Annotated in this window: 23 protein-coding genes and 1 riboswitch; of the genes, 10 read left to right on the top strand and 13 right to left on the bottom strand. The window is 62.2% G+C overall.

Annotated elements, in window-relative coordinates; all coding sequences use genetic code 11:
* Nucleotides 1-35 precede the first annotated feature (35 nt).
* Complete coding sequence (locus CN933_RS04270; RefSeq protein ID WP_003534106.1) at nt 36-680, top strand: acyl-homoserine-lactone synthase; 645 nt, start codon at nt 36-38, stop codon at nt 678-680.
* A 167-nt stretch (nt 681-847) separates the two neighbouring features.
* Nucleotides 848-1975: a DUF2865 domain-containing protein gene (locus CN933_RS04265; RefSeq protein WP_018095135.1), complete on the top strand. Its 1128-nt coding sequence runs from the start codon at nt 848-850 to the stop codon at nt 1973-1975.
* A 533-nt stretch (nt 1976-2508) separates the two neighbouring features.
* Here the strand turns inward: CN933_RS04265 and bluB are convergent.
* From bluB to CN933_RS04240, 3 genes are all read right to left on the bottom strand, one after another.
* Nucleotides 2509-3192: a 5,6-dimethylbenzimidazole synthase gene (bluB, locus tag CN933_RS04250; protein WP_018095136.1), complete on the bottom strand. Its 684-nt coding sequence runs from the start codon at nt 3190-3192 to the stop codon at nt 2509-2511.
* 45 nt (nt 3193-3237) lie between these two features.
* Nucleotides 3238-3447: riboswitch (cobalamin riboswitch) on the bottom strand.
* Between the two features lie 40 nt (nt 3448-3487).
* Entirely contained in the window at nt 3488-4309 is an 822-nt protein-coding gene (locus CN933_RS04245; protein WP_018095137.1) for an SDR family oxidoreductase, read from the bottom strand.
* A 63-nt stretch (nt 4310-4372) separates the two neighbouring features.
* The gene (locus tag CN933_RS04240) at nt 4373-5566 is read right to left on the bottom strand and encodes a phytanoyl-CoA dioxygenase family protein (RefSeq protein ID WP_102761306.1); all 1194 of its coding nucleotides are present in this window, start codon (nt 5564-5566) and stop codon (nt 4373-4375) included.
* A gap of 97 nt (nt 5567-5663) precedes the next feature.
* On the opposite strand from CN933_RS04240, the gene CN933_RS04235 reads away from it, so the two are divergent.
* Entirely contained in the window at nt 5664-6686 is a 1023-nt protein-coding gene (locus CN933_RS04235) for a LacI family DNA-binding transcriptional regulator (protein WP_018095139.1), read from the top strand.
* 9 nt (nt 6687-6695) lie between these two features.
* Here CN933_RS04235 and CN933_RS04230 read toward each other — a convergent pair whose 3' ends face one another.
* On the bottom strand, nt 6696-7523 hold the full coding sequence (locus tag CN933_RS04230; protein ID WP_102761305.1) for a TolB family protein: 828 nt from the start codon (nt 7521-7523) through the stop codon (nt 6696-6698).
* A 1-nt stretch (nt 7524) separates the two neighbouring features.
* Entirely contained in the window at nt 7525-9207 is a 1683-nt protein-coding gene (locus tag CN933_RS04225) for an NAD+ synthase (RefSeq protein ID WP_018095141.1), read from the bottom strand.
* A gap of 267 nt (nt 9208-9474) precedes the next feature.
* On the opposite strand from CN933_RS04225, the gene CN933_RS04220 reads away from it, so the two are divergent.
* From CN933_RS04220 to CN933_RS04205, 4 genes are all read left to right on the top strand, one after another.
* On the top strand, nt 9475-11394 hold the full coding sequence (locus CN933_RS04220; protein WP_018095142.1) for an LTA synthase family protein: 1920 nt from the start codon (nt 9475-9477) through the stop codon (nt 11392-11394).
* Nucleotides 11395-11681: 287 nt separating this feature from the next.
* Nucleotides 11682-12104, top strand: coding sequence for a TadE family protein (locus CN933_RS04215; protein WP_018095143.1), 423 nt, complete (start codon nt 11682-11684; stop codon nt 12102-12104).
* Nucleotide 12105: 1 nt separating this feature from the next.
* Nucleotides 12106-13839, top strand: coding sequence for a TadG family pilus assembly protein (locus CN933_RS04210; RefSeq protein WP_018095144.1), 1734 nt, complete (start codon nt 12106-12108; stop codon nt 13837-13839).
* A 142-nt stretch (nt 13840-13981) separates the two neighbouring features.
* Nucleotides 13982-14884 (top strand): hypothetical protein, encoded by a 903-nt coding sequence (locus CN933_RS04205; protein WP_026168612.1) that lies wholly within the window; start codon nt 13982-13984, stop codon nt 14882-14884.
* Nucleotides 14885-14915: 31 nt separating this feature from the next.
* Here CN933_RS04205 and CN933_RS04200 read toward each other — a convergent pair whose 3' ends face one another.
* From CN933_RS04200 to rpiA, 5 genes are all read right to left on the bottom strand, one after another.
* A complete protein-coding gene (locus tag CN933_RS04200; protein WP_018095145.1) occupies nt 14916-15311 on the bottom strand; it encodes a GFA family protein in 396 nt (131 codons plus the stop codon).
* 130 nt (nt 15312-15441) lie between these two features.
* On the bottom strand, nt 15442-16815 hold the full coding sequence (locus tag CN933_RS04195; protein WP_026168613.1) for a class II 3-deoxy-7-phosphoheptulonate synthase: 1374 nt from the start codon (nt 16813-16815) through the stop codon (nt 15442-15444).
* A 232-nt stretch (nt 16816-17047) separates the two neighbouring features.
* Complete coding sequence (gor, locus tag CN933_RS04190) at nt 17048-18439, bottom strand: glutathione-disulfide reductase (RefSeq protein WP_018095147.1); 1392 nt, start codon at nt 18437-18439, stop codon at nt 17048-17050.
* A gap of 200 nt (nt 18440-18639) precedes the next feature.
* Complete coding sequence (locus CN933_RS04185) at nt 18640-19182, bottom strand: DUF2059 domain-containing protein (RefSeq protein ID WP_018095148.1); 543 nt, start codon at nt 19180-19182, stop codon at nt 18640-18642.
* 112 nt (nt 19183-19294) lie between these two features.
* Complete coding sequence (gene rpiA / locus CN933_RS04180) at nt 19295-19990, bottom strand: ribose-5-phosphate isomerase RpiA (protein WP_018095149.1); 696 nt, start codon at nt 19988-19990, stop codon at nt 19295-19297.
* Between the two features lie 219 nt (nt 19991-20209).
* Here rpiA and CN933_RS04175 point away from each other — a divergent pair, with 219 nt between their 5' ends.
* On the top strand, nt 20210-20893 hold the full coding sequence (locus CN933_RS04175; protein ID WP_026168614.1) for an HAD family hydrolase: 684 nt from the start codon (nt 20210-20212) through the stop codon (nt 20891-20893).
* Between the two features lie 33 nt (nt 20894-20926).
* On the opposite strand, the gene CN933_RS04170 is transcribed toward CN933_RS04175, so the two are convergent.
* Nucleotides 20927-22822 (bottom strand): L,D-transpeptidase family protein, encoded by a 1896-nt coding sequence (locus CN933_RS04170; RefSeq protein ID WP_018095151.1) that lies wholly within the window; start codon nt 22820-22822, stop codon nt 20927-20929.
* A 497-nt stretch (nt 22823-23319) separates the two neighbouring features.
* Between CN933_RS04170 and fumC the strand changes: the two genes are divergently transcribed.
* Nucleotides 23320-24711 carry a class II fumarate hydratase gene (gene fumC / locus CN933_RS04165; RefSeq protein ID WP_026168615.1) on the top strand — a complete coding sequence of 464 codons (1392 nt, stop codon included), beginning with the start codon at nt 23320-23322 and terminating at the stop codon, nt 24709-24711.
* A gap of 46 nt (nt 24712-24757) precedes the next feature.
* Here fumC and CN933_RS04160 read toward each other — a convergent pair whose 3' ends face one another.
* Together CN933_RS04160 and CN933_RS04155 are read right to left on the bottom strand one after the other, a co-directional pair.
* Nucleotides 24758-25366, bottom strand: a complete 609-nt coding sequence (locus tag CN933_RS04160) for a pyridoxamine 5'-phosphate oxidase family protein (RefSeq protein WP_018095152.1) — start codon at nt 25364-25366, stop codon at nt 24758-24760.
* Nucleotides 25367-25457: 91 nt separating this feature from the next.
* Entirely contained in the window at nt 25458-26375 is a 918-nt protein-coding gene (locus tag CN933_RS04155; protein ID WP_018095153.1) for an alpha/beta fold hydrolase, read from the bottom strand.
* A gap of 44 nt (nt 26376-26419) precedes the next feature.
* Between CN933_RS04155 and CN933_RS04150 the strand changes: the two genes are divergently transcribed.
* Entirely contained in the window at nt 26420-26911 is a 492-nt protein-coding gene (locus CN933_RS04150; protein ID WP_018095154.1) for a MarR family winged helix-turn-helix transcriptional regulator, read from the top strand.
* The last annotated feature ends 41 nt before the right edge of the window (nt 26912-26952 follow it).

Below are 26952 nucleotides of genomic sequence, written 5' to 3'. Positions count from 1 at the left end.
ATCGCTACATCGCGTAATCACGCATGGAGCGAAAAATGATCAGGATAGTGAACGGAAACGGTCGCAGCCAGCATCCCCAGGCCATCGACGAGATGTTCCGGCTGCGTAAGCGCGTATTCCACGACTTCTTGAAGTGGGACGTCAAGACCGAAGGGGACTGGGAAATCGACCACTACGACAAGGCCAATCCGCTCTATGTCATGTCGTACTCGCCGGACACTGGCAAGATTCGTGGCTCTCTCAGGCTCCTTCCGACGCTCGGTCCGAACATGCTGGACGATACGTTCCCGATCCTGCTCGGGGACAATCCGGAAATCCGCAGTGCGTCGGTGTGGGAATCGAGCCGCTTCTGCATCGATCCCGAAATTTCCCAGGATCGCGCATCGAACCAGGTCACCATCGCCGCGGCCGAACTGATGTGCGGTGTGGGCGAAATGAGCCTTGCCTCGGGCATCAGCCATATCGTCACGGTCACCGACGTTTTCCTGGAGCGAATGTTCCGCCGCATGGGTTGCCCGGGGGAGCGCATAGCCGACCCGCACAGGATCGGCTCCGTCCATGCGGTCGCCATTGCCTGGGAGGTGAGCAGGAACCTGCTCGAAACGATGAAGGCGGTGGCCTCCATCGAAGGTACCGTCCTCGATCGCCCGATGTCGCTCGAAACGGCACGCGCCGCCTGACCCGATATTCCGGGCCGTGCAGGCGCACGGCCCACAGCTTTCCATTCAAGGGCATCGCAAATTAACGCAGATGCCCTCTTCCCGTTGCACCATCTCGACAAGGTCCTATGATGAGGCGGTAAGGCGGACACATCGGCAACGGTCCGCTGCAAGGCAGGAAGAAGCACGTGTCCGCGTCCCCGAAGGTGGCATCCAAGATCCGGCGCATCGCGGCGGTTCTCGTACCGCTCGCGTTGGCGACAACCGGCCCGGCTGCGGCATCCGGCGTTTGCGAACGGCTGAGCGCCCGCCTCGCCGGCCTTCCCACAGGTTTCACGACGAATGCCAGCCTGCGCGATTTTACAGGTGCGGTCTCCCGCCAGAACATCGAGCTGCGACGCGCAAAGAACGATCGCCGCCGAATGGAATGCAGCAGCGACAGCGTCGTCATTATCGGCGGCGATGACGAGGCGGCTTGCGCCGAACTCGACGGCACGATCGCGCGGATGGAGGAGAATCTGCGGCAACTCAAGGCGCAGCGCAGGCATCTGATCGGCGGTGGAGACGACGACGTTCGGCGGCGTATCCTCGCCGCAATGGAACTCAACGGCTGCTCGGGGGTGCGCGAGGCCTGGGATACCGGAAGCGCCGAAGGCGAGTTTGCGAGCGCCGCCGCCCGGGAAACGGAGGTTCACCGGAACATCCTGAGGGACCTGCCGCCGGACAGCGATGCCTATCCGCTTCTGCTCGACGCCCCCGGGGCAGAGCTTCCGCTCATGGAGCCCGATTTCGTCGGCAGCCTCAGAACCATGTGCGTACGAACATGCGATGGCGCCTTCTTTCCCATCTCCTCGCATGCCACGCCGGCGGACTTCGGTCGCGACGCCGATCTCTGCCGCGCGCGCTGCCCGGGTGCGGAGACGGAGCTCTATTACCATGTGCTCGCAACGGAAGAAGCGGACCGGATGGTTTCGGCAACGACCGGCCGGCCCTACACCGACCTCCCAACGGCCTTTGCCTACCGGGCGCGCGGTGTCGGCTCACCGGGCATCTGTGGCTGCGGAATCCCGGATTCCGCAACGGATGCCAACAGGCAAAAGACAGGCTCTGCCGGAAAGCTCACCGCCGTCAGCCCATCGGTCATTACCATCGGCAGCGAGAGAAAGGCGCCGCCCAAGCCGGTAGAAGAGCGACCCTACGACCCGACCAAAAACAAGGTCCGCATCGTCGGTCCGACTTTCCTTCCGCAGGAAGAGAGCGCGATCGACCTCAAGCATCCGCTTGGGCCGCGATACCAGCCGCTGCAGGACAATTGACAGGCGCCGTTGCGAGCATTCTGCGAGAATCACGCATGTTCTTGATCCAGAGCCCGTTAGAGAGCGACCTTTGCGCGACTGATAAGACGCGCGGCGCTGTGGGAAACTTTTCGGAGGACTGCAATCTCTCCTGTGCTCGTCACAGGGATGAGAGCAGCGCCGCGTCTGCGGCGCGGGAGAGTTCTTTTCAGCCCAAGGACTTGGTCTGGCTGGATTCCTGTGACAAGCACAGGAATGAGGGACCGGGGATGTGCGGCCACTACATCGAAGCGAAACGGGACGCTGTATACGGGCGTGACCCGGGACCTGTCGTGTCGCCTCGCTATCTTCACGGTTTATGAAACGCGCCGAGGGACCGCACCCTCTCTACCCTCATCCCTGTGCTCGTCACAGGGATCCAGCAGCGCCGCGTCTGCGGCGCGGGAGAGTTCTTTCAGCCCAAGGACTTGGTCTGGCTGGATTCCTGTGACAAGCACAGGAATGAGGGTATCGAACAAACCGCGTCGGCCTTAGATCGACCCTAACATCGTGATCTAACGGACACCCCAGCCTTCCTCGAAAACGAGATCTTCGAGCGGCAAGCGCTGCCGCCAGCCCTTCGCGGCGAGTTCCGGCTCCTGGTACAGCTTGTCGACGAAACCCAGGCAAAGCCAGGCAACGATTTCGATATGCTCCGGAATCCCGAGAATCGCCTTGATTTCCCTCTCATGGAAAATGCTGACCCAGCCGACGCCCACCCCTTCGGCGCGCGCGGCAAGCCAGAGGTTCTGGACGGCGCAAACGGTCGAGTACAGATCCATCTGCGGATTATGGGTGCGGCCCAGGACGACCGCTCCGCCGCGCGTCCGGTCGCAGGTCACGCAAATGCTGAGCGGCGCCTTGCGAATGCCTTCGAGCTTCAGCGAGCGATACTTCGCCTGCCTTTCGCCGGAAAACATCTCTGCGGCCTCGTCATTGGCGCGCTGGAATGCCTGCCAGACTTTCTCCCGCGTCTCGTCCTGTCGCACGAGCACGAAGTTCCAGGGTTGCATGAAGCCGACGGACGGCGCCTGGTGCGCCGCAGCGAGCAGTCGCGCGACCAGATCCTCAGGCAGTGGTTCGGGCAGGAATTCGTCGCGCACGTCGCGGCGCGTCTCTATGGCACGATAGACGGCGGCGCGCTCGTCCGGCGAAAAAGCTCCGGCCGCCGCAAGGCAGCCGTTCTGGTCAGGCAGCATCGTTCGATCCCCAACAATGCGGAAACCTCCCGCCGTCCGCGCGGGGCCGGTCTATCTCGCCAGGCCGGTCTTCTGACTTCGGATCATCCGTTCGCGCCGCCTTCCCGAATCACGTGAAGATTCAGTGGCAAAGGTCTGAAAAGATTCAGACCGACTTGGCGCGAACGTCCCCGTCACAGCGCTGGGCACGTGCCGGAACTGCACCGGCTTCCCGATTCTCCCGCCTTCGCGGGCACCTGACGGCGGCATATGGCCATAGCTCCCCTCGAAACGCAAGGCGAGCAAGATGGGAGCTTCAGAGCGGTGCCTCCGGATGAGGCGAGGCGTCATAGGCACCCCAGATCGACTGATCGAAGCAGATGACGGAACCCGTCATGAGGCCGGATTCTGCCGATGAGAGATAGGCGCAGGCACGCGCGACCTCGGCCGGATCTACGAGCCTGCCGAAGGGCTGGCTCGCCGCCGCCTTTTCCAGCCAGTTCGCCGGCGCATCGTGATATTCGCGCTGGATCCGGTCTTCGCCTTCCGAGGCCATCCAGCCGATGTTGAGGCCGTTGACCCGTATCCGGTTGCGCAGGACGGCATAGGCGGTGTTCCTGGTCAGCGTCTCCAGCGCCCCCTTCGACGCACAATAGGCTGTGATGAAGGGCTGGCCCGCCTTCGCCGACATGGAGCCGATATTGACGATCGTGCCCTCCGTCTTCTCGCGCCGCATCACCTTTATCACCTCCTGCATCAGGAAGAATGGCGCGCGCACATTGACCGCGAACATCCGGTCGAAGAGTTCCGGGCTGGTGTCGAGGATCGTGCCCCGGTCGGTAATCGCTGCGGCGTTGACGAGCGCATCGACCCGGCCGAAAGTGCGGTCGCAGGCCGCGACGACCGTTCGGGCGTCCTCCACCCGCTCAAGATCCGCCGGCACGTAGACGACCTTCGAACCGGTCGCCGCGGCGATCTCGGCAGCTTTCGCCTCGCCCTTCGCCGCGTTGCGCCCGCAAATCACGATGCCGGCGGCGCCACGTTCGGCAAAGAGTGCGGCAATCGCGGCACCGAGCCCCTGCGTGCCACCGGTCACGATGGCGATCTTCCCGTCCAGTCGTGCGTGGTCCGTGCTCATCCTGTTCCTCCCTTTGATATGTTGGTGAATATGGCTTCGTGACCGTGCATTGAGCCAGGTGGTTTAGCTTAGCTTTCTCGCCGCCTGATCGGCCAGCGCCTCGGCAAACGCTTCGGCACTCCATTCGCCGGCAAGCGCTTGGTGCATCAGCTGCGCCTGCGTCCTGGGCGCCAGACCGCCAACCGGCGGATCACGATCGAGATTGGTCGGGAATGAATAACCTTCGGCGCACGCGGCAACCGCATGGGCAATTTCGTCCTGCGTGAGCTTGCCGCCGGCCGCAAGGACTTTCAGAGCCGGAAAGAGCACGGCGCACATGTGTTCGCGATCCACCGTTTCCATCGCCCTGCCGAAGGCGGAGGATACCTGCAGAAGATTGGCCACACGCTTGATTCCCGCAGACCGGTTGCTGCCCGCGGCGTGGAAAAGTGCCGGGTTGAAGAATACGATATCGCCCTTCTCCAGCGGCAATTGCACATGGTTCTCTTCGAAATAGGCGCGGAACTCCGGCCGTCTCAAAGCGAGATATCCGGGCAGATACGTCTGGCTATAGGGCAGGAACAGGGTTGGCCCGCTTTCGACCGGCATGTCGCAATGAGCGACCGCGCCCTGGAGCGTCAGGACCGGCGAGAGCCTGTGCACATGCGCCGGATACTGCTCTATGACGGCCGAGGTCTGGAAGCCCAGATGGTAGTCGCGATGCGGCGATTGAGACGCGCCGCCCGGATTGACGCGATTGACCTGCGCCGTCATCTGGTAGTTCGGACCAAGCCATGCCTCACTGACGAGCGCGATGATGGCGTTGGCGTAGTAGGCGGCGAAATTCTCAGGGTTCTTCAGGCAGTGCTTTTCCAGAGAATTCCAGATCCGGTCGTTGGCGCCGGGCTTGGCGAAGTGATCGCCGCCGCCGCTGTTGGTGCGGTGCTGCTCCTCGATGATCTCATCGAAGATGCGGCTCGCTTCGTCGACCACATGCGTATCGGTGAAGGCACGCTTGAAGACCGCGACGCCCGGCCCCGTCGCAAGCACCTCGCAGATCTCCGCAAGCACCGACCGCCTGCCGGCCTGCGTGCCGCAATCACCGATAAGACGGGCGCTGTCATAGATCAGGACGTTCTTCTGGCAGTCTGCCGCGTGCGGATAGTCCGCCAGGCCGACACGGTGCTCGACCGCGGCGCGAAATTCCTCGATATCGCAGGCCGCCTCACTGAGCCAGACGCGTTCCAGACGCGCTCTCGCGGGATTGTCCGTCTTCATCAGTTCTCCTCCTCAAGGACGACGATGATCCGACTATACGGCTTGCCCGCTTCTGATATAGAGCAGGAATCCATCAAAAAGCCATCAGGAGGGATAGGTGGCACATCCGTTTCTCGTCAAGGACATCGCCTTCCAGGCGGGACTCAGTACGGCGACCGTCGATCGCGTCCTCAACGGCCGGAGGGGCGTGCGCCAGCAAACGGTAATGCGCGTCAATGCAGCCATTCGTGAACTCGAGAGGCAGCAGGCCGGCCTTGAAGTACAGGGACGCAAATTTGCCGTCGACGTGGTGATGGAGGCACCGGAACGCTTCACCGAAGCGGTGCGCAAGGCATTCGAAAGCGAAGCCGCGACCTTCATGCCTACCGTTTTCCGGTCCCGCTTCCATTTCGCCGAGACCATGCGGCCGCAGGACATCAGCCAGTTGCTCGACCGTATTCGGCTTCGCGGAACCGACGGAGTAGTCCTCAAGGCGCCCGACGTGCCGGAGATTGCCGGAGCCGTAGCGCGGCTCGAAAACGCGGGAGTTGCGGTCGTCACGCTCGTTACCGATCTGCCGCATTCATCGCGGACGGCCTATGCCGGGGCTGACAACCGCGCTGCCGGGGAAACCGCGGCCTACCTGGTCGGCGAGCGCTTCGCGGACCGTCCTGCGACGGTGCTGGTCACCATATCGAGCAGCCGCTTTCGCGGCGAAGAGGAACGCGAGATCGGCTTTCGCCGCGTGCTGCGGGAAAAATATCCGCATATCGGCGTGATCGAGATCAGTGAGGGCCACGGCAGGAACGAGGAGACAGGCGCACTTGCCCTCAAGGCAATCGGCAGCCATCCGGAGATCAATGCTGCTTATTCGATCGGCGGAGGCAATCGCGCCGTGCTCGACGCCTTCAGACAGTTGCAGCGCGACTGCCTTCTTTTCGTCGCTCACGACCTCGACGAGGACAATCTGGAGCTCCTGCGTCAGGGCCTTGTCCAGTTCGTTCTTCACCACGACCTGAAAACGGACGTCCGCATGGCTTTCCACGCGGTCATGGAGCGCCGGGGCGCGCTCCGCGCCTCCGAAAAGCGGCATCTTTCCGCCGTCGAAGTAATCACCCCTTACAACCTGCCGCGTGTCTGACCCCGCAGGCTATTCCTCCGGCTGATAGCGTACGAAGGCAAAGGCGGTGCCCGAGGGCGACCAGTTCGGGACGTTCACCGTCCCCTGCCCGCCGAAGAGTTCGAACAGTACGCGCGCATTGCCGCCGTCCGCATCCATCAGGCGGAGACGCACGTCGAGATCGCGCGGGTGATCGAAGACATCGCCGTCATAGGAGAGCACGAGCAGGTGCCTGCCGTCCGGCGACGGATGCGGAAACCAGTCGCCGTAAGGGCTGTCGGTGATACGCTGTAGATCCTCGCCGTCCGGCCTCACCCGCCAGATCTGCATGCGGCCGGTACGGCTCGAATTGAAATAGATCCACTCCCCGTCCGCAGACCAGTCCGGCCCGTCATTGCGGCCCTGCCCCTGCGTCAGGCGGCGTTCCTCCCCGCCTTCGACCGGAATCGTGTAGATGTCGAAGACCTGATCGCGGATTCCGCAATAGGCCAGCATGCGCCCGTCGGGCGACCAACCGTGCCAGTAGGACGGTAGGTTGCGTGTGACGAGCCGCGGCGTGCCGCCTTCTGCCGGCAGGAGATAGATTGCCGAACTGCCGAATTCCGTCTTGTCGCTGATCACGAGCGTGCTGCCGTCGGGCGAAATCCCGTGATCGTTGTTGCAGCGCCGGGCAAAGCCGGTATCGATCTCCGTGGGCTCGGAACCGTCGAAGCCAAACCGATAAAGCCTGCCGTCGCCGTTGATGATGAGGAATTTTCCGTCGGGTGACCAGTTCGGTGCCTCGACCAGCCGCTCCGTCTGCCAGACGACGCGCGTCTCGCCGGTCGCGATGTCGAAGATCTCCACCGAACTGCGCATGCTACCCCCTGTCGCGGAAGCGGTTGGTGATCGGATAACGCCGGTCGCGGCCGAAATTCTTCCTGGTGATCTTCACGCCCGGCGCCGACTGGCGGCGCTTGTATTCGGCGATGTAGAGCAGGTGCTCGATCCGGTGAACGGTTGCCTCTTCATGCCCGCGCGCGACGATCTCCTCCGTGCTCATTTCCTTCTCGACCAGGCATTCGAGAATGTCGTCGAGCACCGGATAAGGCGGCAGCGAATCCTGGTCCGTCTGGTCGGGGCGGAGTTCGGCCGACGGCGCCTTGTCGATGATGTTCTGCGGAATGACTTCGCCAGACGGGCCCAGCGCTCCCGGCGGAACCGTGCCGTTTCGCCAGCGTGCCAGCGCGTAAACCTGCATCTTGTAGAGATCCTTGATCGGATTGAAGCCGCCGTTCATGTCGCCGTAAAGCGTGGCGTAACCGACCGACATTTCGGATTTGTTGCCCGTCGTCACCACCATGGAGCCGAATTTGTTGGAGATCGCCATCAGGATCGTCCCGCGCGTACGACTCTGAAGGTTTTCCTCGGTGATGCCCGCCTCAGTTCCCTCGAACGTATCGGAGAGCGCGCTGAGGAAGCCCTCGACCGGCTCTTCGATCGCAACGATGTCGTAGCGGCAGCCGAGCGCCTTGGCGCATGCCTCGGCATCCTGCAACGACTCGCGCGAGGTGTAGCGGTAGGGCAGCATGACCGTGCGAACCCGCTCCTCGCCCAACGCATCCACCGCAAGCGCCGTGCAGATCGCCGAATCGATGCCGCCGGACAGGCCCAGGACAACGTTCCTGAAACCGTTCTTGTTGACGTAATCGCGAAAGCCCAGCATGCAAGCGCGGTAATCGGCCTCTTCGCCTTCCGGTATGCGCGACTTGAGCCCGTTGGCCGAGGTCCAGCCGTCCGCGCCCCTTTTCCATTCTGAGACGGCCACCGCCTCTTCGAATTGGCTCATCTGGAATGCCAGCGACTTGTCCGCGTTGAAGGCGAAACTCGCGCCGTCGAAAACCAGCTCGTCCTGGCCGCCGAGCTGGTTGGCATAGATCATCGGGAGACCGGTCTCGATCACCTGCCGCAGCACCACCTGATGGCGCACGTCGACCTTTCCGCGGTAGTAGGGCGAACCGTTCGGCGACAGGAGGATTTCGGCGCCACTCTCCGCGAGAGTCTCGCAGACGCCGAGATCGCCCCATATGTCCTCGCACACCGGTATGCCGATCCGCACGCCGCGAAAGTTCACCGGGCCCGGCATCTCACCCGCGTCGAAGACGCGCTTTTCGTCAAATTCGCCGTAGTTCGGCAAGTCGACCTTGTCGCGGATAGCGATGATCTTGCCAGCGTCGAGAACTGCAACCGAATTGTGCCGGAGGCCGGAGGCCTGCCGTGGAAAGCCGATGACGACGCCCGGCCCGCCATCTGCCGTCTCCGCCGCAAGCTTCTCCACCGCCTGCTCGCAGGCCTTCAGGAAAGCGGGCTTCAAGACGAGGTCTTCCGGCGGATAGCCGGAGATGAAGAGCTCGGTCAGAAGCAGGAGATCGGCGCCTTCGCGCGCCGCCGCCGTCCGCGCCTCGCGTGCTTTTGCGACGTTGCCGGCAATGTCTCCGACCGTTGGGTTGAGCTGTGCCACGGCGATCCGTAGCGTTGAGGGAGCGGCTTTCTGTGCATTCATGAGCGGGCCCGTCGTCTCTCGTCAGCGAATACATGCTTCGTTCGCGTTGTTCTTACCGCATCCGGGGGAAAAAACCCGCACTCAATCGAGATCCGGCGGAAAAAATCCAAAAAGCTTCGTGTTTTCGGACAGTTAAGCGCAGCGCAGAAATTCTTTAGCCGCCACAGGAACCTGGCGGCGGCGGCGCCGTTTCCGCCATTCATCCCCTGTTCAAGATGACAGTCGTATGACGGTAGAGTGAAATATTTGTGAAATTGGAGACGCCCGTTGGCCCGTATCGATTCCGCCGTGAGCAGCTCTCAAGTCTACGCCGACGGGCAAGGCTCTTCCGCAAGATATACGAGAACCCTGTCGGGCGCCCGCAGTGCGCTCTTCACGCTTCTCATTGCGACGGCGCTCGTCTTCACCGTCGAATTGATCGTGCGCTGGTCCTTGCCCGACACCGTCGCCTATTTCACCGATCCCATGCGCCCGGCCTGGACCACGGTCGCCGTGTTCTTCCTCGCCATGCTCGGCGTCGATGCCCTGTTCGGCCGCGAACACAAGGCGGCGCTGCTCGTCGCGCCGCTCGCCGTTGTGCCGGCATTCATCAGTCAGCAGAAGCAGGTCTTCCTGTCCGATCCGCTCTATCCGACCGATTTCCTTTTCGGCCGGCAGATCATGGAGCTGATGCCGGTACTCGTGAAGGACAGGCCGTGGACAGCAGTCGGCGTCGTCGCCGGCTTGATCGCGGCCATCGTCGTTGGCACGCTCCTGCTGCGGTACGCCTGGCGGAACTTTCCCAAGCTGACACGTCGGGAGCGGCTGATGCGGATCGCATTCGCCCTGCCGCTGCTGGTCGCATTCTGGAACATCATGGACTACAACCAGTTCTCGTGGATCCGTGACCGGCTTCGTGTCATCCCCATCATGTGGGACCAGACCGAGAACTACCGCCACAACGGCTTCGCGCTTGCCTTTGCCATCAACCTCCCGATGGCCAACGTAAGCGCGCCGGCCGGCTATATGGCGGACGCGATCGACCGGATTCCGGTAAAGTCGCTTCCCGCCGGCACGACCCATCGCGGCAAACCGGATGTGATCGTGCTGATGAGCGAGTCCTTTTGGGATCCTACGCGCCTGCCCAAGGTGAAGCTCACGCCCGATCCCATGCCGACGATCCGTGAACTGCAGGGCGGCAACGTCTTTTCTCCGGAGTTCGGCGGCATGACCGCCAATGTCGAATTCGAAGCGCTGACCGGTTTTTCCAACGCGTTCCTGCCCTATGGCAGCATCCCCTACCAGCAATATATCCGCAATCCGATTCCCTCACTCGCCACCTTCTTCCGCGGCGAAGGCTATGTTTCGCGCGCCATTCACCCTTTCCAGGGATGGTTCTGGAACCGCACAGCCGTCTACAAGGCCTTCGGTTTCGACATGTTCCGGTCGGAAGAGAACATGCCGGCCATGCAGAAGCGCGGCATCTTTGCGTCGGACGAGTCTTTGACGAAGGAAATCATCCGCCAGGCGGACGAGGTGGAGGACCCTTTCTTCTTTTTCGCGGTGACCCTGCAGGGCCATGGTCCATATGAGGCCAACCGCTATGCGAAGAACACGATCAAGGTCGAGGGCGATCTTCCCGAAGCCGACCGCCAGGTGCTCGCCACCTATGCGCAAGGCGTCAAGGAAGCCGACGACAGCCTCAAGATGCTGATGGACTGGGCGAAAGAGCGCGACCGGGAGACGATCATCGTTCTCTTCGGCGACCACCTTCCGCCGCTGAACACCGTCTATTCCAGCACCGGTTACATGAAGGGCATCACGGCCGAGCGCAAGGGACCGAAGGATCAGATGAAGGCCGAGCATGAGACGCCGCTCGTCGTCTGGTCGAACAAGACGGGGCCGAAGAAGAACATCGGCACGATCAGCCCGGCCTTCCTTTCCTACCAGATCCTGAAACAGGCGGGCTACGAGCATCCCTACTACACGGGGTTCCTCGGCAAGGTCTACGACCACTACCGTGTCCTCGACCGTTACATGCTGATCCGCAAGAACGGCAAGGACGTCGCCGACTGGCTGCGCCAGCCGAAGGTGCCCGCATCGCTGCGTGACTACCGCTTCCTGCAGCACGACATGATGTTCGGCAAGCGCTACAGCACCGAGCGCTTCTTCAAGTCTCACGCCGAGCTTTATAGCGCTGGTATGTGAACGGACCCGGCCCGGACGGCCAATCCCCTCCCGGAATCAACAAGCGTTTCACTGCTTTCGACAAGCAGTGAAACGCTTCTTGATTCCGGGCGAACCGCGTCCCCTCAGGGAAATGTGGCAGACTCCACCGATTTCAATTAAAACGCGAATAAATATTTCCTAAATTGCAGTTTTCCACAAGCAAAAACAAATACTTGTAGACGTATAGAATAATTAACGATTGTGGCGCAGCCTGAAGCTGCAGAGACAATGGGAAACAAATACTCATAATACTTTGGAGATGCCGCATGTCCGTTTTCAACCGCCTGCTCGCCAGTCGGAAGGGTGCTGCCGCCATTGAATTCGCAGTCATTGCGCCGCTTTTCTTCATGTGCGTGCTGACGCTGATAGCCTACGGGATCTATCTGAGCGCCGCACATTCCATCCAGCAGATAGCCGCGGATGCGGCACGGACGGCGATTGCGGGCCTTTCCGAAGAAGAGCGGGAGCGCCTTGCGACCGATTACATCCGGCGCACGACGATGAGCCAGACCTTCATCGACTCCTCCCGCATGAACGTCACCGTCCGCGATGACGCCAACAATACCAACCAGTTCACCGTCACCATCTCCTATGACGCAAGCGACCTCCCCATCTGGAAGCTCTTCACCTTTGCCCTGCCGGGTGAGCAGATCGAGCGTTACGCGACGATACGTGTGGGAGGCATCTGAGATGCATGGAGCGACATCCGCCGTTCGGCGATACCTGAAGTCCCGCACCGGCAATATTGGCGTCTCGGCGGCCCTCGTCATGCCGCTGGTGGTCGCGTCGATGGGGCTCGGCATCGATTACGGCTATCTCACCCTTCAGCGGCGCGAGCTGCAGTCTGTCGCGGACCTCGCCTCGATCGCGGCCGCGGCCAATGTAAGTTCAGCGGAAGAGGCCGTGCTCGCCCACTTCCGGAGCAACGGTCTCGGCTTCGCCGTCTCGACTCCCTCGGGGCTGATGACTGTGGACGGCAAACTCCTGCCGAACGACGTCGAAACCGCCGCAAAGGGGGTGGCTACGGTCGTGCGCGGGCGCTATGTCCCCGACCCGACGATCGATGCCGGCCAACGGTTCATCAGGGGGGCCCTGCCCGCCGACGCCGTCCAGGTTACGCTTGAGAAGAAGGGCGACATCTATCTCGCGGCGCTGTTCAGCGAGTCGCCAGATTTGAGCGTGATCGGCACCGCGGCGAGTTCGAAAATCGCTGCCTTCTCCGTCGGCTCCCGCCTTGCCAGCCTCAATGGGGGCCTCTTGAACGCGATCCTCGGCCAGATGCTCGGCACCAACGTGGCGCTGAAGGTCATGGATTACGAGGCATTGATCGACGCCGACATCGATATCCAGCCATTCCTCAAGATCATCGCCACCCGCCTCAGTCTCACGGCCGCTTCCTATGAAGACGTGCTGACGACGGAGCTGACGATGCCGCAACTGCTCGGATCGCTGCGGCTCGTGCAGGGGCTCTCCGGAACGGTGACTTCGGCGCTCAAGTCCGTCGAACTCGCAACAGCCGGGAACAGGCAGACATTCACTTTGGCGCAGATCCTCAACATCGACCCGAAAAAGAGCCTCGGCATAGATGCGGGCTCGGACTGGGCGATGAAAGTCAGTGCGTTGCAAGTCGTCTCTGCCGCTGCGGTGATTGCCAACGGCGAACATCAGATCGCTCTCGACGCCGTTGCGGGTCTGCCAGGTATTGCCTCGGTAAAGGTCAGGCTCGCGATCGGCGAACCGCCGGTGGAAACGCCGAGCCATCGCCTGGGTTCACCAGGCGCGGCAGTAAGAACGGCACAGACGCGCCTCGCTGTCGAAGTCGTCATCGACGGTCTCGCGGCTCTCGCCGGAACCCGCATTCGGCTGCCGATCTATGTCGAACTCGCCCATGCGGAAGCAAAGCTCGCGGATATCCGTTGCTACGGCGGAAGGCCGGAGAATGCGGCGGTGATCATAGATGCGGTTCCCGGCGTGGCGGAGATCGCCCTCGGCGATGTCGATCCCACCGTCCTGTCGAGCTTTTCGTCCGATGCCCGGGTGACCCGGGCGCGGCTCCTCGACGGTCTGATCAAGATCGACGGCATCGCCCATGTCGAGTCCAAGAACCTGCAACCCTCTCGCCTGACATTCAGCCCCACCGAGGTTGCCTCGCGGACGATCAAGAGCGTCTCGACCAGGGATATCCTCTCTTCGACGACCAAGACCCTGCTCGGCAATCTCGACGCCCAGATCAATGTGGGCGGTCTCCTCTCGATCGGAAGTCCGACTTTATTGCAGCAGGCCCTGGCGCAAACACTCGGCGCCGTGACCGCACCCGTCGATCAATTGCTCTACAATCTACTGCTCCTGGTCGGCGTGCGCGTCGGCGAGGCCGACGTGCGCGTCACCGGCGTTACATGCCAACGGCCCGTTCTTGTTCAGTAAAGCGCTCGCACACGTGCAGATTTCAATTTCGTGTGAAACAAAACGCAGGCCTTGCGCATTGATCATTACGCGTGAATGGTAAATGTGGGGCGAAGGGACCATTGAGTGCCCCCAGCGCAGGAGTGGGGGGCGCGCGCAGCAGATGCAGCGGGTCGCGGAGAAGGGCAGCTCTGAGCAGCAGGTACCAACCGGCTTGACGGTTAGCGACCTGGTGCAAAATCCAAATTTCCCGCAAATATTGCAGGCAGGCGCGCGAACGCTGATCGCCGTCAACGACCTCTTCCCGCGCGTTGCGCGTCTGGTGGCGTCACACCAGAAGTGGATGCTGACCCAAGCGGCCTATTCCCTGCACCTGGAACGGGATGCCAACAACCCGGAATCAGGCATCACTGCCGCGCGGTTGCTCAAATTCATGCGGGATACCGGGGGCGCCAGCCGCAATACGGCCGCCGCATTCCTGGCGGAACTGGTCGCTTACAAGCTGCTTCAGCCGGCATCGGGCGGACGTACCAAGAGAGCGCGCCCTCTCGAGCCGACCGAGGTCAGCGAGACCGCGATGCGACTCTGGTTCAAGAGTCAGATGAGCACGATCGATCTCCTCGACGGCGGAACCAGAGTCTCACGCGTCGAAGCGGACAAATCGATTTTCGAACGCGCCCAGCCGCTGGCGGCACGGCGCCTCCTCTCCGACAACAGATGGACGACGCCGCCGAAGGGTGTCGCCATCTTTGTCTGGTCCGAATCGGGCGGCGTGATCCTCGACGATCTCATGACGCGCGTCTCCGAATTCGCGCCGATGGACGGCAAGGTATGGGTCGATGTCAGCCTGGCGAAACTTGCCGAGCACTACCTGATATCGAATACCCATGTCCGCCGGATATTCGCCAGGGCCGACGCAGCCGGGTTCCTTGGAAAATCCGAGGATGGACGACGCGGACGGTTCTGGCTGAGCGCACGGCTGATCGAGGAATATGTCTCCTGGCAGGCGGTAAAGATCGAGGCTTTGGCCAGCGCCTATGATCAAGCCTCCGATTGGGCTGCTTGACTGCCCAGCATTCGCTGCACGCCTTATGCCGCTACGGCCGCGATTCTGGAAAGCGCGGCAGGTCGTCGCTGATATCGTAATAGCTCCCCTTGTCCGCGCAAAAGATGTGATAGCCGGGCTCGAGCGCCACCGCACCCTCGAACGTTCCGGCGAGAATGGACGTGTAGTCCAATCCATCCGCCTTCCAGAACAGGGCCGATCCGCAATGCCGGCAGAAACCGCGTCGCGCCTCATCGCTGGAACGGTACCAGGTCACGTTCTCGACGCCTTCCACTTCCATTTCACTGTCGAGCACATTTGTGGCCGCATAGTAGAGCCCGGTTTGCTTTCGGCATTGAGAGCAATGGCAGAAGATCAGTTCGCGAAGCTTTCCGCGCGTCTTGAAACGCACAGCGCCGCAAAGGCAACCGCCCTCGTTTATTTCCATCGTCTGCCCCCTTCGAACCTGTGCACTTCAACACATAAAAGCCGGGCAAGCTTTCAAGCTGGCCCGGCCAAAGTCAAATTCAGAGAATGCGCCACAGGTTCAGAAATATTGAACCGATGGCTTTATCGGATCAGCCGTTGACGACCATCTTCTTCTCGTCGCGGCCGCCCTTCATCCGCTCGGCGAGCAGGAAGGCCAGCTCAAGTGCCTGATCGGCATTGAGGCGCGGATCGCAATGGGTGTGGTAGCGGTCGGCAAGGTCGTCGCCGGAAAGCGCGCGTGCGCCGCCGGTGCACTCCGTGACGTCGTTGCCGGTCATCTCGATATGGATGCCGCCCGGATGCGAGCCTTCGGCGCGGTGAATCTGGAAGAAGCTCTCGACTTCGGACAGAATCCGCTCGAACGGCCGGGTCTTGTAATTGTTGAGCGTGATCGTGTTGCCATGCATCGGATCGCAGGACCACACCACCTTCTTGCCCTCCCGCTCGACGGCTCGGATGAGGCGCGGCAGATGCTCGGCGACCTTGTCGTGGCCGAAGCGGCAGATCAGCGTGAGACGTCCCGCCTCGTTGGCGGGATTGAGGACGTCGATCAATTCGAGAAGGCCGTCCGCCGTCAGCGACGGGCCGCACTTCAGGCCAAGCGGATTCTTGATGCCGCGGCAATATTCGATATGCGCGTGATCGGGCTGGCGCGTACGATCGCCGATCCAGATCATGTGGCCGGACGTCGCGTACCAGTCGCCCGAGGTCGAATCGACGCGCGTGAGCGCCTGCTCGTAACCGAGCAGCAGAGCTTCGTGGCTGGTGAAGAAATCCGTTTCACGCAGGCTCGGATGGTTTTCAGCGGTGATACCGATCGCCTTCATGAAATCCATCGTCTCGGATATCCGGTCGGCGAGCTTGCGGTAACGCTCTGCCTGAGGGCTGTCCTTGACGAAACCGAGCATCCACTGATGGACGTTCTCGAGATTGGCGTAACCGCCCATGGCGAAGGCGCGCAGCAGGTTCAGCGTGGCCGCGGACTGGCGATAGGCCATGACCTGCCGCTCCGGATTGGGCACGCGTGCCTCCTCCGTGAACTCTATGCCGTTGATGATGTCGCCGCGGTAGCTCGGCAGCGTCACATCACCCTGTTTCTCGATGCCCGACGAGCGCGGCTTGGCGAACTGGCCGGCAATGCGGCCCACCTTGACGACCGGCTGCTGCGCACCGAAGGTCAGGACGACGGCCATCTGCAGGAAGGCGCGGAAGAAATCGCGGATCGTATCGGCGCCATGCTCGGCGAAGCTCTCGGCGCAGTCGCCCCCTTGCAACAGGAAGCCGCGGCCCTCGGCAACATTGGCAAGCGCGCTCTTGAGACGGCGCGCCTCTCCCGCGAAGACAAGCGGCGGATACTTGGCAAGACGCGCCTCCACGCTATCGAGCGCTGCGAGGTCCGGATAGTCCGGCACCTGCTGAATGGGTTTTTGCCGCCAGCTGTTCGGAGTCCAAGTCTGTGCCATTTCCATCACCTGTTGTCTGACGCGGATCGGCCCGCGTCGCGCCCTGCGGCCGTCACGCCGCCCGGCATCCGGATTTGCATGCGTCCGCGTCGGCAGCCCCGCCGATACCTGCGATCTGCCACAACGCCCGGGCGGACTACTTTCGCGGATGCGGGCTTATAAACGTTAACAGGGGGCTTGGAAAGCCATCCTACCAGAAAACGTGGACTGTCACGATGACGGCGGGCGAGGCTCAGCCGACCCTCTCCCCGTTCCTCACGCGATAGCTCGGCTGATACATCGTGACGAGCTCTTCCGCCGCCGTCGGGTGAACCGCCATCGTCCGGTCGAAATCGTCCTTCGTGCAGCCGGCCTTCAGCGAAATTCCCAACAACTGCGCCATCTCGCCGGCATCATGGCCGAGAATATGCGCCCCGACGACCTTGCGGTCAGAGGCATTGACGACGAGCTTCATGATCGTCTTCTCCTTACGGCCGGAGAGCGTCGCTTTCATCGGCCGGAACTCGGCGCGATAGACCTCGATCTCTTGGAATTTCCGGGCCGCTTCCTCTTCCGTGATCCCTACCGTGCCGATCTCGGGTTGCGAGAAGACGGCGGTCGCGATCAGGTCGTGGTCCGGCGAGGTCGGATTGTTCTTGTATTCCGTCTCGATGAAGCACATGGCCTCGTGGATCGCCACCGGGGTCAGCTGCACGCGATCGGTCACATCGCCGAGTGCGTAGATCCCCGGCGTGCTCGTGCGCGAAAAGGCGTCGACGATGATTGCACCGAGCTCGTTGGTCCTGACGCCGGCCGCCTCAAGCCCGAGACCCTTCGTGTTCGGCACACGACCGAGCGCCAGCATCACCTGGTCGGCGACGATCTCACCATGTTTCATCGTCGTTGCCACACGCCGTCCGTCCGCATCCGCCGACACCGACTGGATGATGTCCTCGCAAAGGATGCGGATTCCCTTCTCCTCCATGGCTGCGTGCAGACCACGCCGCATGTCCTGATCGAAGCGGGACAGAATTTCCTTCCCGCGGTAGATCAGCGTCGTTTTCACGCCCAGCCCGTGGAAGATATTGGCGAATTCCACGGCGATGTAGCCGCCGCCGGCAATGAGGATCGATTCCGGCAGCGCCGGAAGATCGAAGGCTTCGTTGGAGGTGATGCACAGTTCATGGCCCGGCAGCGCGTCATGCGGACTCGGATGCCCCCCGACCGCGATAACGATGCGCTCCGCCGTGACGGTCTTGCCGCTAGCAAGCAGCTTCACCGTGTTCGGACCGGCGAGCTCGGCGCGCGTATCCAGGATCTCGGCCCCGGCATTTGCCAGGCCCTTACGGTAAAGACCCTCCAGCCGGGCGATCTCCTGTTCCTTCGCGGCAACGAGCTTGGCCCAATCGAAACGGCTCTCGCCGACGACCCAGCCGAAGCCCGCGGCATCTTCGAAATGTTCCGCAAACTGCGAGGCATAGACATAGAGCTTCTTCGGTACACAGCCGCGGATGACGCACGTCCCGCCGTAACGGAACTCCTCGGCGATCGCCACCTTCTTGCCGAGCGCCGCAGCCAGCCGCCCGCTTCTCACTCCGCCCGAACCGCCCCCGATCACGAAGAGGTCATAGTCGAAAGCGCTCATGGGAACTCCTGCAGGAAGTGAAATGTCGAATAGGCCGTCGGCCGGGAGACGTCGGGCTGGAAAGCGCACACGGAGTCGCCTTTCGCCCCTGATATAGTATTGCGGCGCAAAAAAAGAAAAGCCCGGATCGCTCCGGGCTCCTGTCTTGCGGTTAAACTCGTGCCGTCTGGTGGCGGCCAGACCGCCGGTTCGACCGGTCGTTATTGCGCAGGCGCCGTGGCGCCGGCATTTGCTGCCGGCGCATTGCCGATCTTCTCGTCGAGCGACTTCGTCGCTTCGCTGGTCAGGTCGCGCGAAACGCCGGCAGCCCAGATGTCGGCAGCCTTCAGCATCTCACGCGAGGCGATCGGGCCGTCATTCAGAAGCTTCTTGCCCGCGGTCGAGTTGTAGAAGTCGGCGATGGCGTTCAGCTCTTCGACGGTGAAGGTCTTCGCGTAGATGGTCGCAGCTTCGCGCTCCAGATCCGAACGCCGCCCGGCGAGGCTGAGCGCCTTCTCGTCCACGGTCGCGGTGATCAGTTCCTGATGGTTCGGCGATGCCTGAATGAGCGTGTTCTTCAGGCGTTCGGCGAGGTTCGGCAGAATGTTGTCGAAGCTGTTGGTCACGCCGAGCGCGGCGATCGTCGCACGCGCAGCCTTGATCTGATCTTCCGTCACGTCCTGCGCCCGTACCGCCGGAACCGCAACCGAAACGAGGATCGCAGCAGTAGCGAAAGTGCGGGCAAGACCTGCGAATTTGTTCATATTTTTCCATGCTCCTGTGTTGGCACGTGCCGCCCGGCCGATAGCCGCCGCCTGGCTGACCTGTGCAAAAGTCTGTCTCTCGATACGCCCCGCGCCGCTCGGCCGGAGCCGTTCAAGAGGCCGTAAGCGTGCGCGCTCCCTCAGGACCGGCAATGATCGCCATCGACGCCATTTCTATGAAAAGCCCGTGCTCGACGACGCCCGGGATGGCGTTCAGCTCCACCGCGAGCGCATCTGCATCAGGAATACGGCCAAAAGATGCATCGAGAATGAGGTGTCCGCCATCGGTCGTGAAGGCTCCGTCGCCGGAGGATCGCACGACGATATCTCCTGCAAGACCCAGACGCGAAGCGGTCTTTTCGATCGCGAGCCTCGTGGCGACCTGGCCGAAAGAATTGATCTCGATCGGCAGTTTGAAAGCGCCGAGCACGTCCACGACCTTCGATTCGTCGGCGATGACGATCATCCGCGCCGAGGCGCTCGCGACGATCTTCTCGCGCAGCAACGCGCCACCGCCGCCCTTGATGAGGCGTAGCTTTCCGTCGACCTCGTCGGCCCCGTCGATCGTCAGGTCCAGTTCCGGCAGTTCGTCGAGCGACTTCAGAGGCACACCGAGCTCGAGGCAGAGGCGCGCCGTCCGCTCGGACGTCGGGACGCCGGAGATCTGAAAGCCGGATGCCACTTTCTCGGCCAGCAATCGGACGAATTCTTCAGCCGTCGAGCCTGTGCCTATTCCAAGCCGCATGCCGTTTTCGACATGTTCAAGCGCCGCTTCGGCGGCCTTGATCTTCATTTGGCGGGCGTCCATGCGCCACTCGCTCCCTCTCGATCCACGTCAGGCGGGGGCGTCGCCCTCGGCCGCCACCGTCCAATTCCGCTGAGACACTTACACGCCCGCCGCGGCAAACAAAAGTCAAAATGCACGGCCTGAACCGGATTCCGGCAGCGCTACGACCTAGGTCGCCATTGCATTCCACGCCGACTTCGCCTACCCGGTCGGACAAGGTTTTGCAGAACGAGGTTGCCGGTGTCCCTGCCCCTAGTCGTCTTCGATCTCGACGGTACGCTCGTCGACACAGCGCCCGATCTCGTCGCCAGCTTGAACCATGCGGTGACGCAAGCCGGTATCGAGCCGGTGACCTATGCGGACCTCACGCATCTGGTCGGCCACGGCGCACGGGCCATGATCGAGCGGACTTTCGCGCTTCGCGGCAGAACGATTGCCGAAGAAGAACTGTCCTGGCAGATGAAAGAGTTCGTCGATTTTTATCACGGATCAATGCCGGGTGAATCCCTGCCCTATCCGGGGCTGGTCGAAGCGCTCGACCGCCTGCAGGATGCGGGGCTGAAACTCGCCGTCTGCACCAACAAGCCGGAAATGCTGGCAAAGCGTCTTTTGGAGGGGTTGGGGCTACTTGGCCGCTTTGCGGCGATATCCGGCGGCGATACCTTCACCGTGCGCAAACCGCATGCCGACCACCTGCTGTCGACGGTCTCGAATGCCGGTGGGGTGGCCGAACGGGCGGTCATGGTCGGCGACAGTCTCAACGACGTTCTCGTCGCCCGAAATGCCTCCGTTCCGTCGATCGTCGTGCCCTTCGGCTATTCAGACGTGCCGATAGAAAGCCTGCTGCCCGATCAGATCATCGGCCACTTCGACGAATTGACACCGAATCTGGTCGAGACCGTGCTCTCCCGCAAGCCGAAGTGAAAGGGGCCGCTCGTCTAACGCGGCCCACTCTCCTCATCCTTCCAAACTCCGCGCCTTGCGCGTCGCCTCGAATGCGCGATTCATATACATGTCGCGATCGTAGACGTCGTGGAAATACTCGACGGTTCCGTCCTTGTTCGGCCAGGCGGTAAAATAGGAAACATAGACCGGGACTTTGGCGGAGACCGGCAGCGCCTTGTTGCGGCCGCCTGATATTTCCTTGCCGACCTCTTCGACACTCACGCCCAGAACCGCCGCCGCCATGCGCCGGGGATCGGCGAGACGCACGCAGCCATGGCTGAGCGCCCGCTGATCACGCTTGAAGAAGCTCTTCGACGGCGTGTCGTGCATGTAGATCGCATGCGCATTGGGGAAGAGGATCTTCAGTTCGCCAAGCGCATTGTCGCTGCTCGGCGGCTGACGCACGGCGACCGAGTTCGTCGAACCGTACCAGTTCACCGCGGTGGAAGGAACAACGCGGCCGCCGACTTCCACCTGATAACCCATCCGATCCAGATAGCCCGGATCGTTTCTAAGCTTCGGCAGCATCTCATTCACGATGATCGACTGCGGCACGCCCCAATAGGGATTTACTTCGACCGTCTGGATTTCGTCCTGGAAGAAATATGTCTGGTTGGCCTTGGAACCGACGACAACGCGCATGGAGAACTGCTCGGTGCCCTGTTCCGTGTAGGACGCGGTGAAGGCCGGCTGGTTGATGAAGACATAGCGGTCGCCAAGCCCATCCGGCAACCAGCGCGCCTGCTCCATCGCGATTTCGACCTTGTCTATCTTCCCTTCGGTCGTATCGCCGCCGGTGAGCGCGCGTATCGACGCCTGCCCGACAATGCCATCCGCCTTCAGACCGTGTTCCTTCTGGAAGGCCTCGACGACCGGCACCAGCTCGGGCGTGTAGTCCGGCGTCCCGTCATAGGCCGCGAGCACGACCGCATGCTCCGTCTTCAACGCTTCCGAGGCTTTCAACTTGATTCCGGCGATGACATTCGCGAGTTCCGGATTGCTTTCGCCGGGCTTCAGCAACGTCCCCGGTGCGATCTCCACCCGGGGCACAGCTGCGACCTGCGTCCGAAGCCGCTCGAGTTCCTGCCTCAAGGCCGCAAACTGTGCGCTTTTCGGATTTTGACTTTCGACAAGCGCCGCGACATCACTGCTTGTCTCGACCTTCTCCAGAAAGCCAAGAAGATCGACGTTTTTCCGCTTGAAGTCGTGATAGCCGGAAATCCTGTTCGGATCGATACGGCCGCGCACGGTGTCCTGAACATAGGTGAGCACGGCCGCGGACATCGCGATTTCGAAGCGCACCAAATCCTTCTCGCGGGCGATCATGTCGCCGCGGTCGAAATCTTCCGGAGGAATGACGACGGCGTAGTCGAGCGGGTCGAGACCGACCTTCGCAGCGTCGGACAGGACGGCCAGCGCCGCCTTGGCACGGCCGTTGACGCCCGTCCCCTCGATCCACAGGAATTCCGTCCTCGTGCCGTAGAAATTCTCGACAGCTTTTGCCACCTCGCCAGGCGCGCGCACATCGATTTCCGGAAGAAACTGGCGCGCATCGGATAGCGGCGAGCGCAGCATCGGCGGCAGGGCTCCGTTCAGCACCGAACCGGTAACGACAGGATCGACCATACGATCCGTCGCGATCCGGCGTAGCGGGTCCGCCTTATAGGTATAATAGCGCGGGCCGGTGATGCGCGGAGGCTTCGCCGCCTTCTGATCAAGCCGCTGCGGCGCGAACATGTCCACGCCCGGAACCTGCTGGCGAGGCTGCACCTGCTCCTGCGCATCGCGCTTCTTGCCTCCGCGGATGAAGTCCATGAAGGTGATTGCAGACGCCGGCTGCACATCCATGGTTGCAACCGCACAGCCGCTCATGAGCGCGACAATCGCTGCCGACTTGATAGTTCTCATAGATACAAACGTCCCCGTATTGCGTCGCCGCCGAATGCAGTCGCCGCCAGATTCTCGCCACGCCCTCGTGCTCCGAGAGTTATAGAAAAGGATGGTGAATGAAAAGGAAACGAAGCCTCCCGAATCCGCTCCCCGCGTATCGCCGCGTCCCGTTTTCAGCCATGACCCTTCGCCTAAAAATCTGATTTGCATCCACTTTGAACGCCGGAGCGCCATGCCGATGTTCCCTGCGACACAGGCAAGATGCGCAACGGAAGATTGCGGATGTGACGGAAAGGACACATCGTGCCGCCCGGAAACCCTTGTGAGCAAAGCCTGATCGTGGCTTGCCGCTCGGCGGCAATTCAAACGATTGTAGGGGTTCCATGCTCCCGCGGCCCCTTTACAAGGCGTCATGGCCGAGGCAGAGAAATGCCCGGCAGCGGGGAGGAAGATCGGCTTTGGACCCGGTTCCCCGCCTCGGCTTCATGAACCGCATGACGAAAGCAGGTATCGCGATGACATCGACCCGCACGGAAACAGATACGTTCGGCCCCATCGAAGTGGCGAGCGACCGCTATTGGGGCGCACAGGCCCAGCGATCGCTGGGCAATTTCAAAATCGGCTGGGAAAAACAGCCTCTGGCAATCGTGCGTGCACTCGGCATCGTCAAGCAGGCGGCTGCCCGCGCCAACATAGCGCTCGGCCGCCTCGACCCAACGATCGGCGACGCGATCGTCAGGGCCGCGCAGGAGGTGATCGACGGCAAGCTTGACGAGCACTTCCCTCTCGTCGTGTGGCAGACGGGCTCCGGAACCCAGTCGAACATGAATGCGAACGAGGTCGTTTCCAACCGTGCGATCGAGCTGCTCGGCGGCGTCATGGGCTCGAAGGAGCCGGTTCACCCGAACGATCACGTCAATATGAGCCAGTCGTCGAACGACACCTATCCCACCGCCATGCACATCGCCTGCGCGGAGCGCGTGATCCACGATCTGCTGCCGGCGCTCAAGCACTTGCACAAGGCGCTCGAAGAGAAGGTGAAGGCTTTCGATCACATCATCAAGATCGGACGCACCCACACGCAGGACGCAACGCCCCTGACTCTGGGACAGGAGTTTTCCGGCTATTCTGCGCAGGTCGCCTCCTCGATCAAACGGATCGAGATGACGCTCCCCGGCCTTTGCGAGCTCGCCCAGGGCGGGACCGCCGTCGGCACCGGGCTCAACGCGCCCGTCGGGTTTGCCGAGAAGGTCGCCGAGGAAATCGCCGGCATCACCGGCATCGGCTTCACTTCCGCGCCGAACAAGTTCGAAGCACTGGCCGCACACGACTCGATGGTCTTCAGCCACGGCGCGATCAACGCCACCGCCGCCGCGCTTTTCAAGATCGCCAACGACATCCGCTTCCTCGGCTCCGGCCCCCGCTCCGGCCTCGGCGAGCTTTCGCTGCCGGAAAACGAGCCGGGCTCGTCCATCATGCCGGGCAAGGTCAATCCGACTCAGTGCGAGGCGCTTACCCAGGTCTGCGTCCAGGTCTTCGGCAATCATGCGGCGCTGACCTTTGCCGGCAGCCAGGGCCATTTCGAGCTCAACGTCTACAATCCGCTGATGGCCTACAACTTCCTGCAGTCGGTGCAGCTGCTCGCCGATGCGGCTATCTCCTTCACCGATAATTGCGTCGTCGGGATCGAGGCGCGGGAGGACAACATCAAGGCGGCGCTCGACCGTTCGCTGATGTTGGTGACTGCGCTTGCGCCGAAGATCGGCTACGACAACGCGGCCAAGATCGCCAAGACCGCACACAAGAACGGCACCACGCTTCGCGAAGAGGCCGTAGGCGGCGGCTACGTCACGGACGAGGAGTTCGACGCCGTCGTCCGCCCCGAGACCATGATCGGTCCGGCCTGATCGCACTTCATGCGGCCGCGGCTCGACATGTTGCCGCCGCGGCCGCCTACCACATGGTCTTCGCGGCGCGGCCGGGCCACTCCCGGTCATAGCTTTCCTTGTCGAAATCGGCCTTGGCAGCCTTCAGCAGCGCGCCCGGCGTCGGTAGCGAGGCCGCATCGGCGAAGCGCTCCGCATTCCAGAGCTGTGAACGGATCAGAGCCCGGGCGCATTGGAAATAGACCTCGCCGATCGTTACCACGACGACGCTGCGCGGGTGCTTCCCATCGATCTCGAAGGAACCGGTCAAAGCCGGGTCGACGCTGACGACGGCGGTGCCGTTGATGCGGATGGTCGTGTTCGATCCGGGCACGAGGAAGAGCAGCGCCACTCTCGGATCGCGCACGATATTGGCAAGCGAGTCCACCCGGTTGTTACCCCGCCAGTCGGGCATCAGCACGGTCTTGTCGTCCGCGACGCGGACGACGCTTCGATCGTCGCCCCGCGGCGAACAGTCGAGTCCCTCAGGACCGACGGTGGCGAGCGCTGCGAAGGGCGACGCTTCGATCATTTCCCGGTACTCGGCCGTCAGCGCTGCCGTTACTTTGACGATCGATGCCTCGCTCGCTCCGCCATAGAGCGCCTGCAACTCCTCGACCGTTCCGATAATCGTCATCTCACCCCTCCTGCAACGGTGCTATGGCACGCCGAAATCGCGAACTCTGCGCGCTCGTTTCGAGGAATAGCATGACGACCTGATGACGCCATCAGGCGATTTTTGACATGGGAGCCTCTTTCCTGCGCTCCCAGAGAAATTCGTTGATCTTCTCGATGACCGGAGCGGCGGAAACGATGCGGCGATGCCCGAGACCGTTCGCCCAGTGCAATTCCACATTTGGCCCGACCGCGCCGTAGCGGCGCGCGTGATCGGCGGGGACCTCCTTGTCGTCCTCGGCATGGATGACCAGAACCGGCCTGCGGAGTGCCGCCAGGATGCGGGTAGCATCGAAACCCTCGATGCGACGGCCGGAGAGCCGCTCCACCATGCCCTCGAAAGCTGCCTGCGCTTTCGGCGCGAGCCCCAACATCCGGCCGAAGCCCCTGAAGAGCCATGTCATTTCGCTTGGCGCACCGATCAGGACCAGTTTCCCCGGAACGCGCGCCGGTACGTCGCAGAGCACTGCCCCGGCCGCGCAGGCGAGGCTCGCGCCGCCGAAGGAATGGCCTATACCGACATCGAATCCGTCGAAATGGCGCCACGCCGCATCGATCGCCCTCACCGCTTGCGGCATGGTCAGTGTCCGCCCGGGCGACGCTCCGTGACCCGGCAAGTCGAGCGCCACCACCTCCGCGCCCGAGGAGAGCAGGCCGTCGATCAGCGTTGCCAGATAGTCGCTGCGAGATCCCCAGCCGTGCGCGACCAGTACCCGCGGCCCACGACCACCGTTGCGGCATTCGAAATGGCGAGCGGCAGCCCAGCCGCCCGCAAAGGACAACGTGACCTTCCGCGACCGTTGCATGATCGGCACTGCCGCTTTGAGCAGCGCCGCCTCCTTGCCGCTTTTTGGCTTCCGGCTCGGAGTGCGGCAGAAGATCCAGAATGCGGACTTGCCTGCCTTGTCGTCCGAAAACGCCGAAACGGCCTTCAGCGATAGACGGATGACCTTGATCGCAAAGGATGGCATAGTGGAGCTTTCTAATGTTCAACCATGAACATAATTGTACAACGATGAACAAAAAGCAAGCACAGATCGAAAGCCACCACTTTCCCTGGGATCATCCTCGTTTTCGAAGTTGGATCGCCGTTGCCCGCGCCTGTCAGCTGATGCAGCAGACATTGACGCGGCGGCTGAGCCATCTGGATGTGAAGCCGCCGCACCTGGACATCCTGGTCAATCTCTACCGCTTCGACGGCATCACCCAGCAGGAGCTTGCACGCAAGCTGCTCGTCGGCCGCTCGAACATGAGCATGCTGCTGCCGCAGCTCGAAAAGCGCGGCCTCATCGAAAGGCGAGGCGACGCAAGAGACAAACGCGTATTGCGTCTGTCGCTGACCTCAGCCGGAAGGACCTTGACCGAGGAAGCAATGGAAATTCAGACGGCGCTCATCGAGAGTTCGCACGGCGGGGAGCCGATCGAGGACTGCGTCAAGGTCGCCGAGTCGATGGAGCGGATCATCGCCACCCTGCTCAGGGAAGATGAATTGGCGGCGGGAGGCTGACCGAGGCTTCCCGGGTCGGCGGTCCCCAAGGCTGCGAGACG

The organism is Sinorhizobium sp. M4_45 (assembly GCF_002885915.1).
Taxonomy (GTDB): domain Bacteria; phylum Pseudomonadota; class Alphaproteobacteria; order Rhizobiales; family Rhizobiaceae; genus Sinorhizobium; species Sinorhizobium meliloti_A.
The sequence above is the reverse complement of the archived record's forward strand: the minus strand, read 5'-3'. Positions and strand labels throughout refer to the sequence as shown.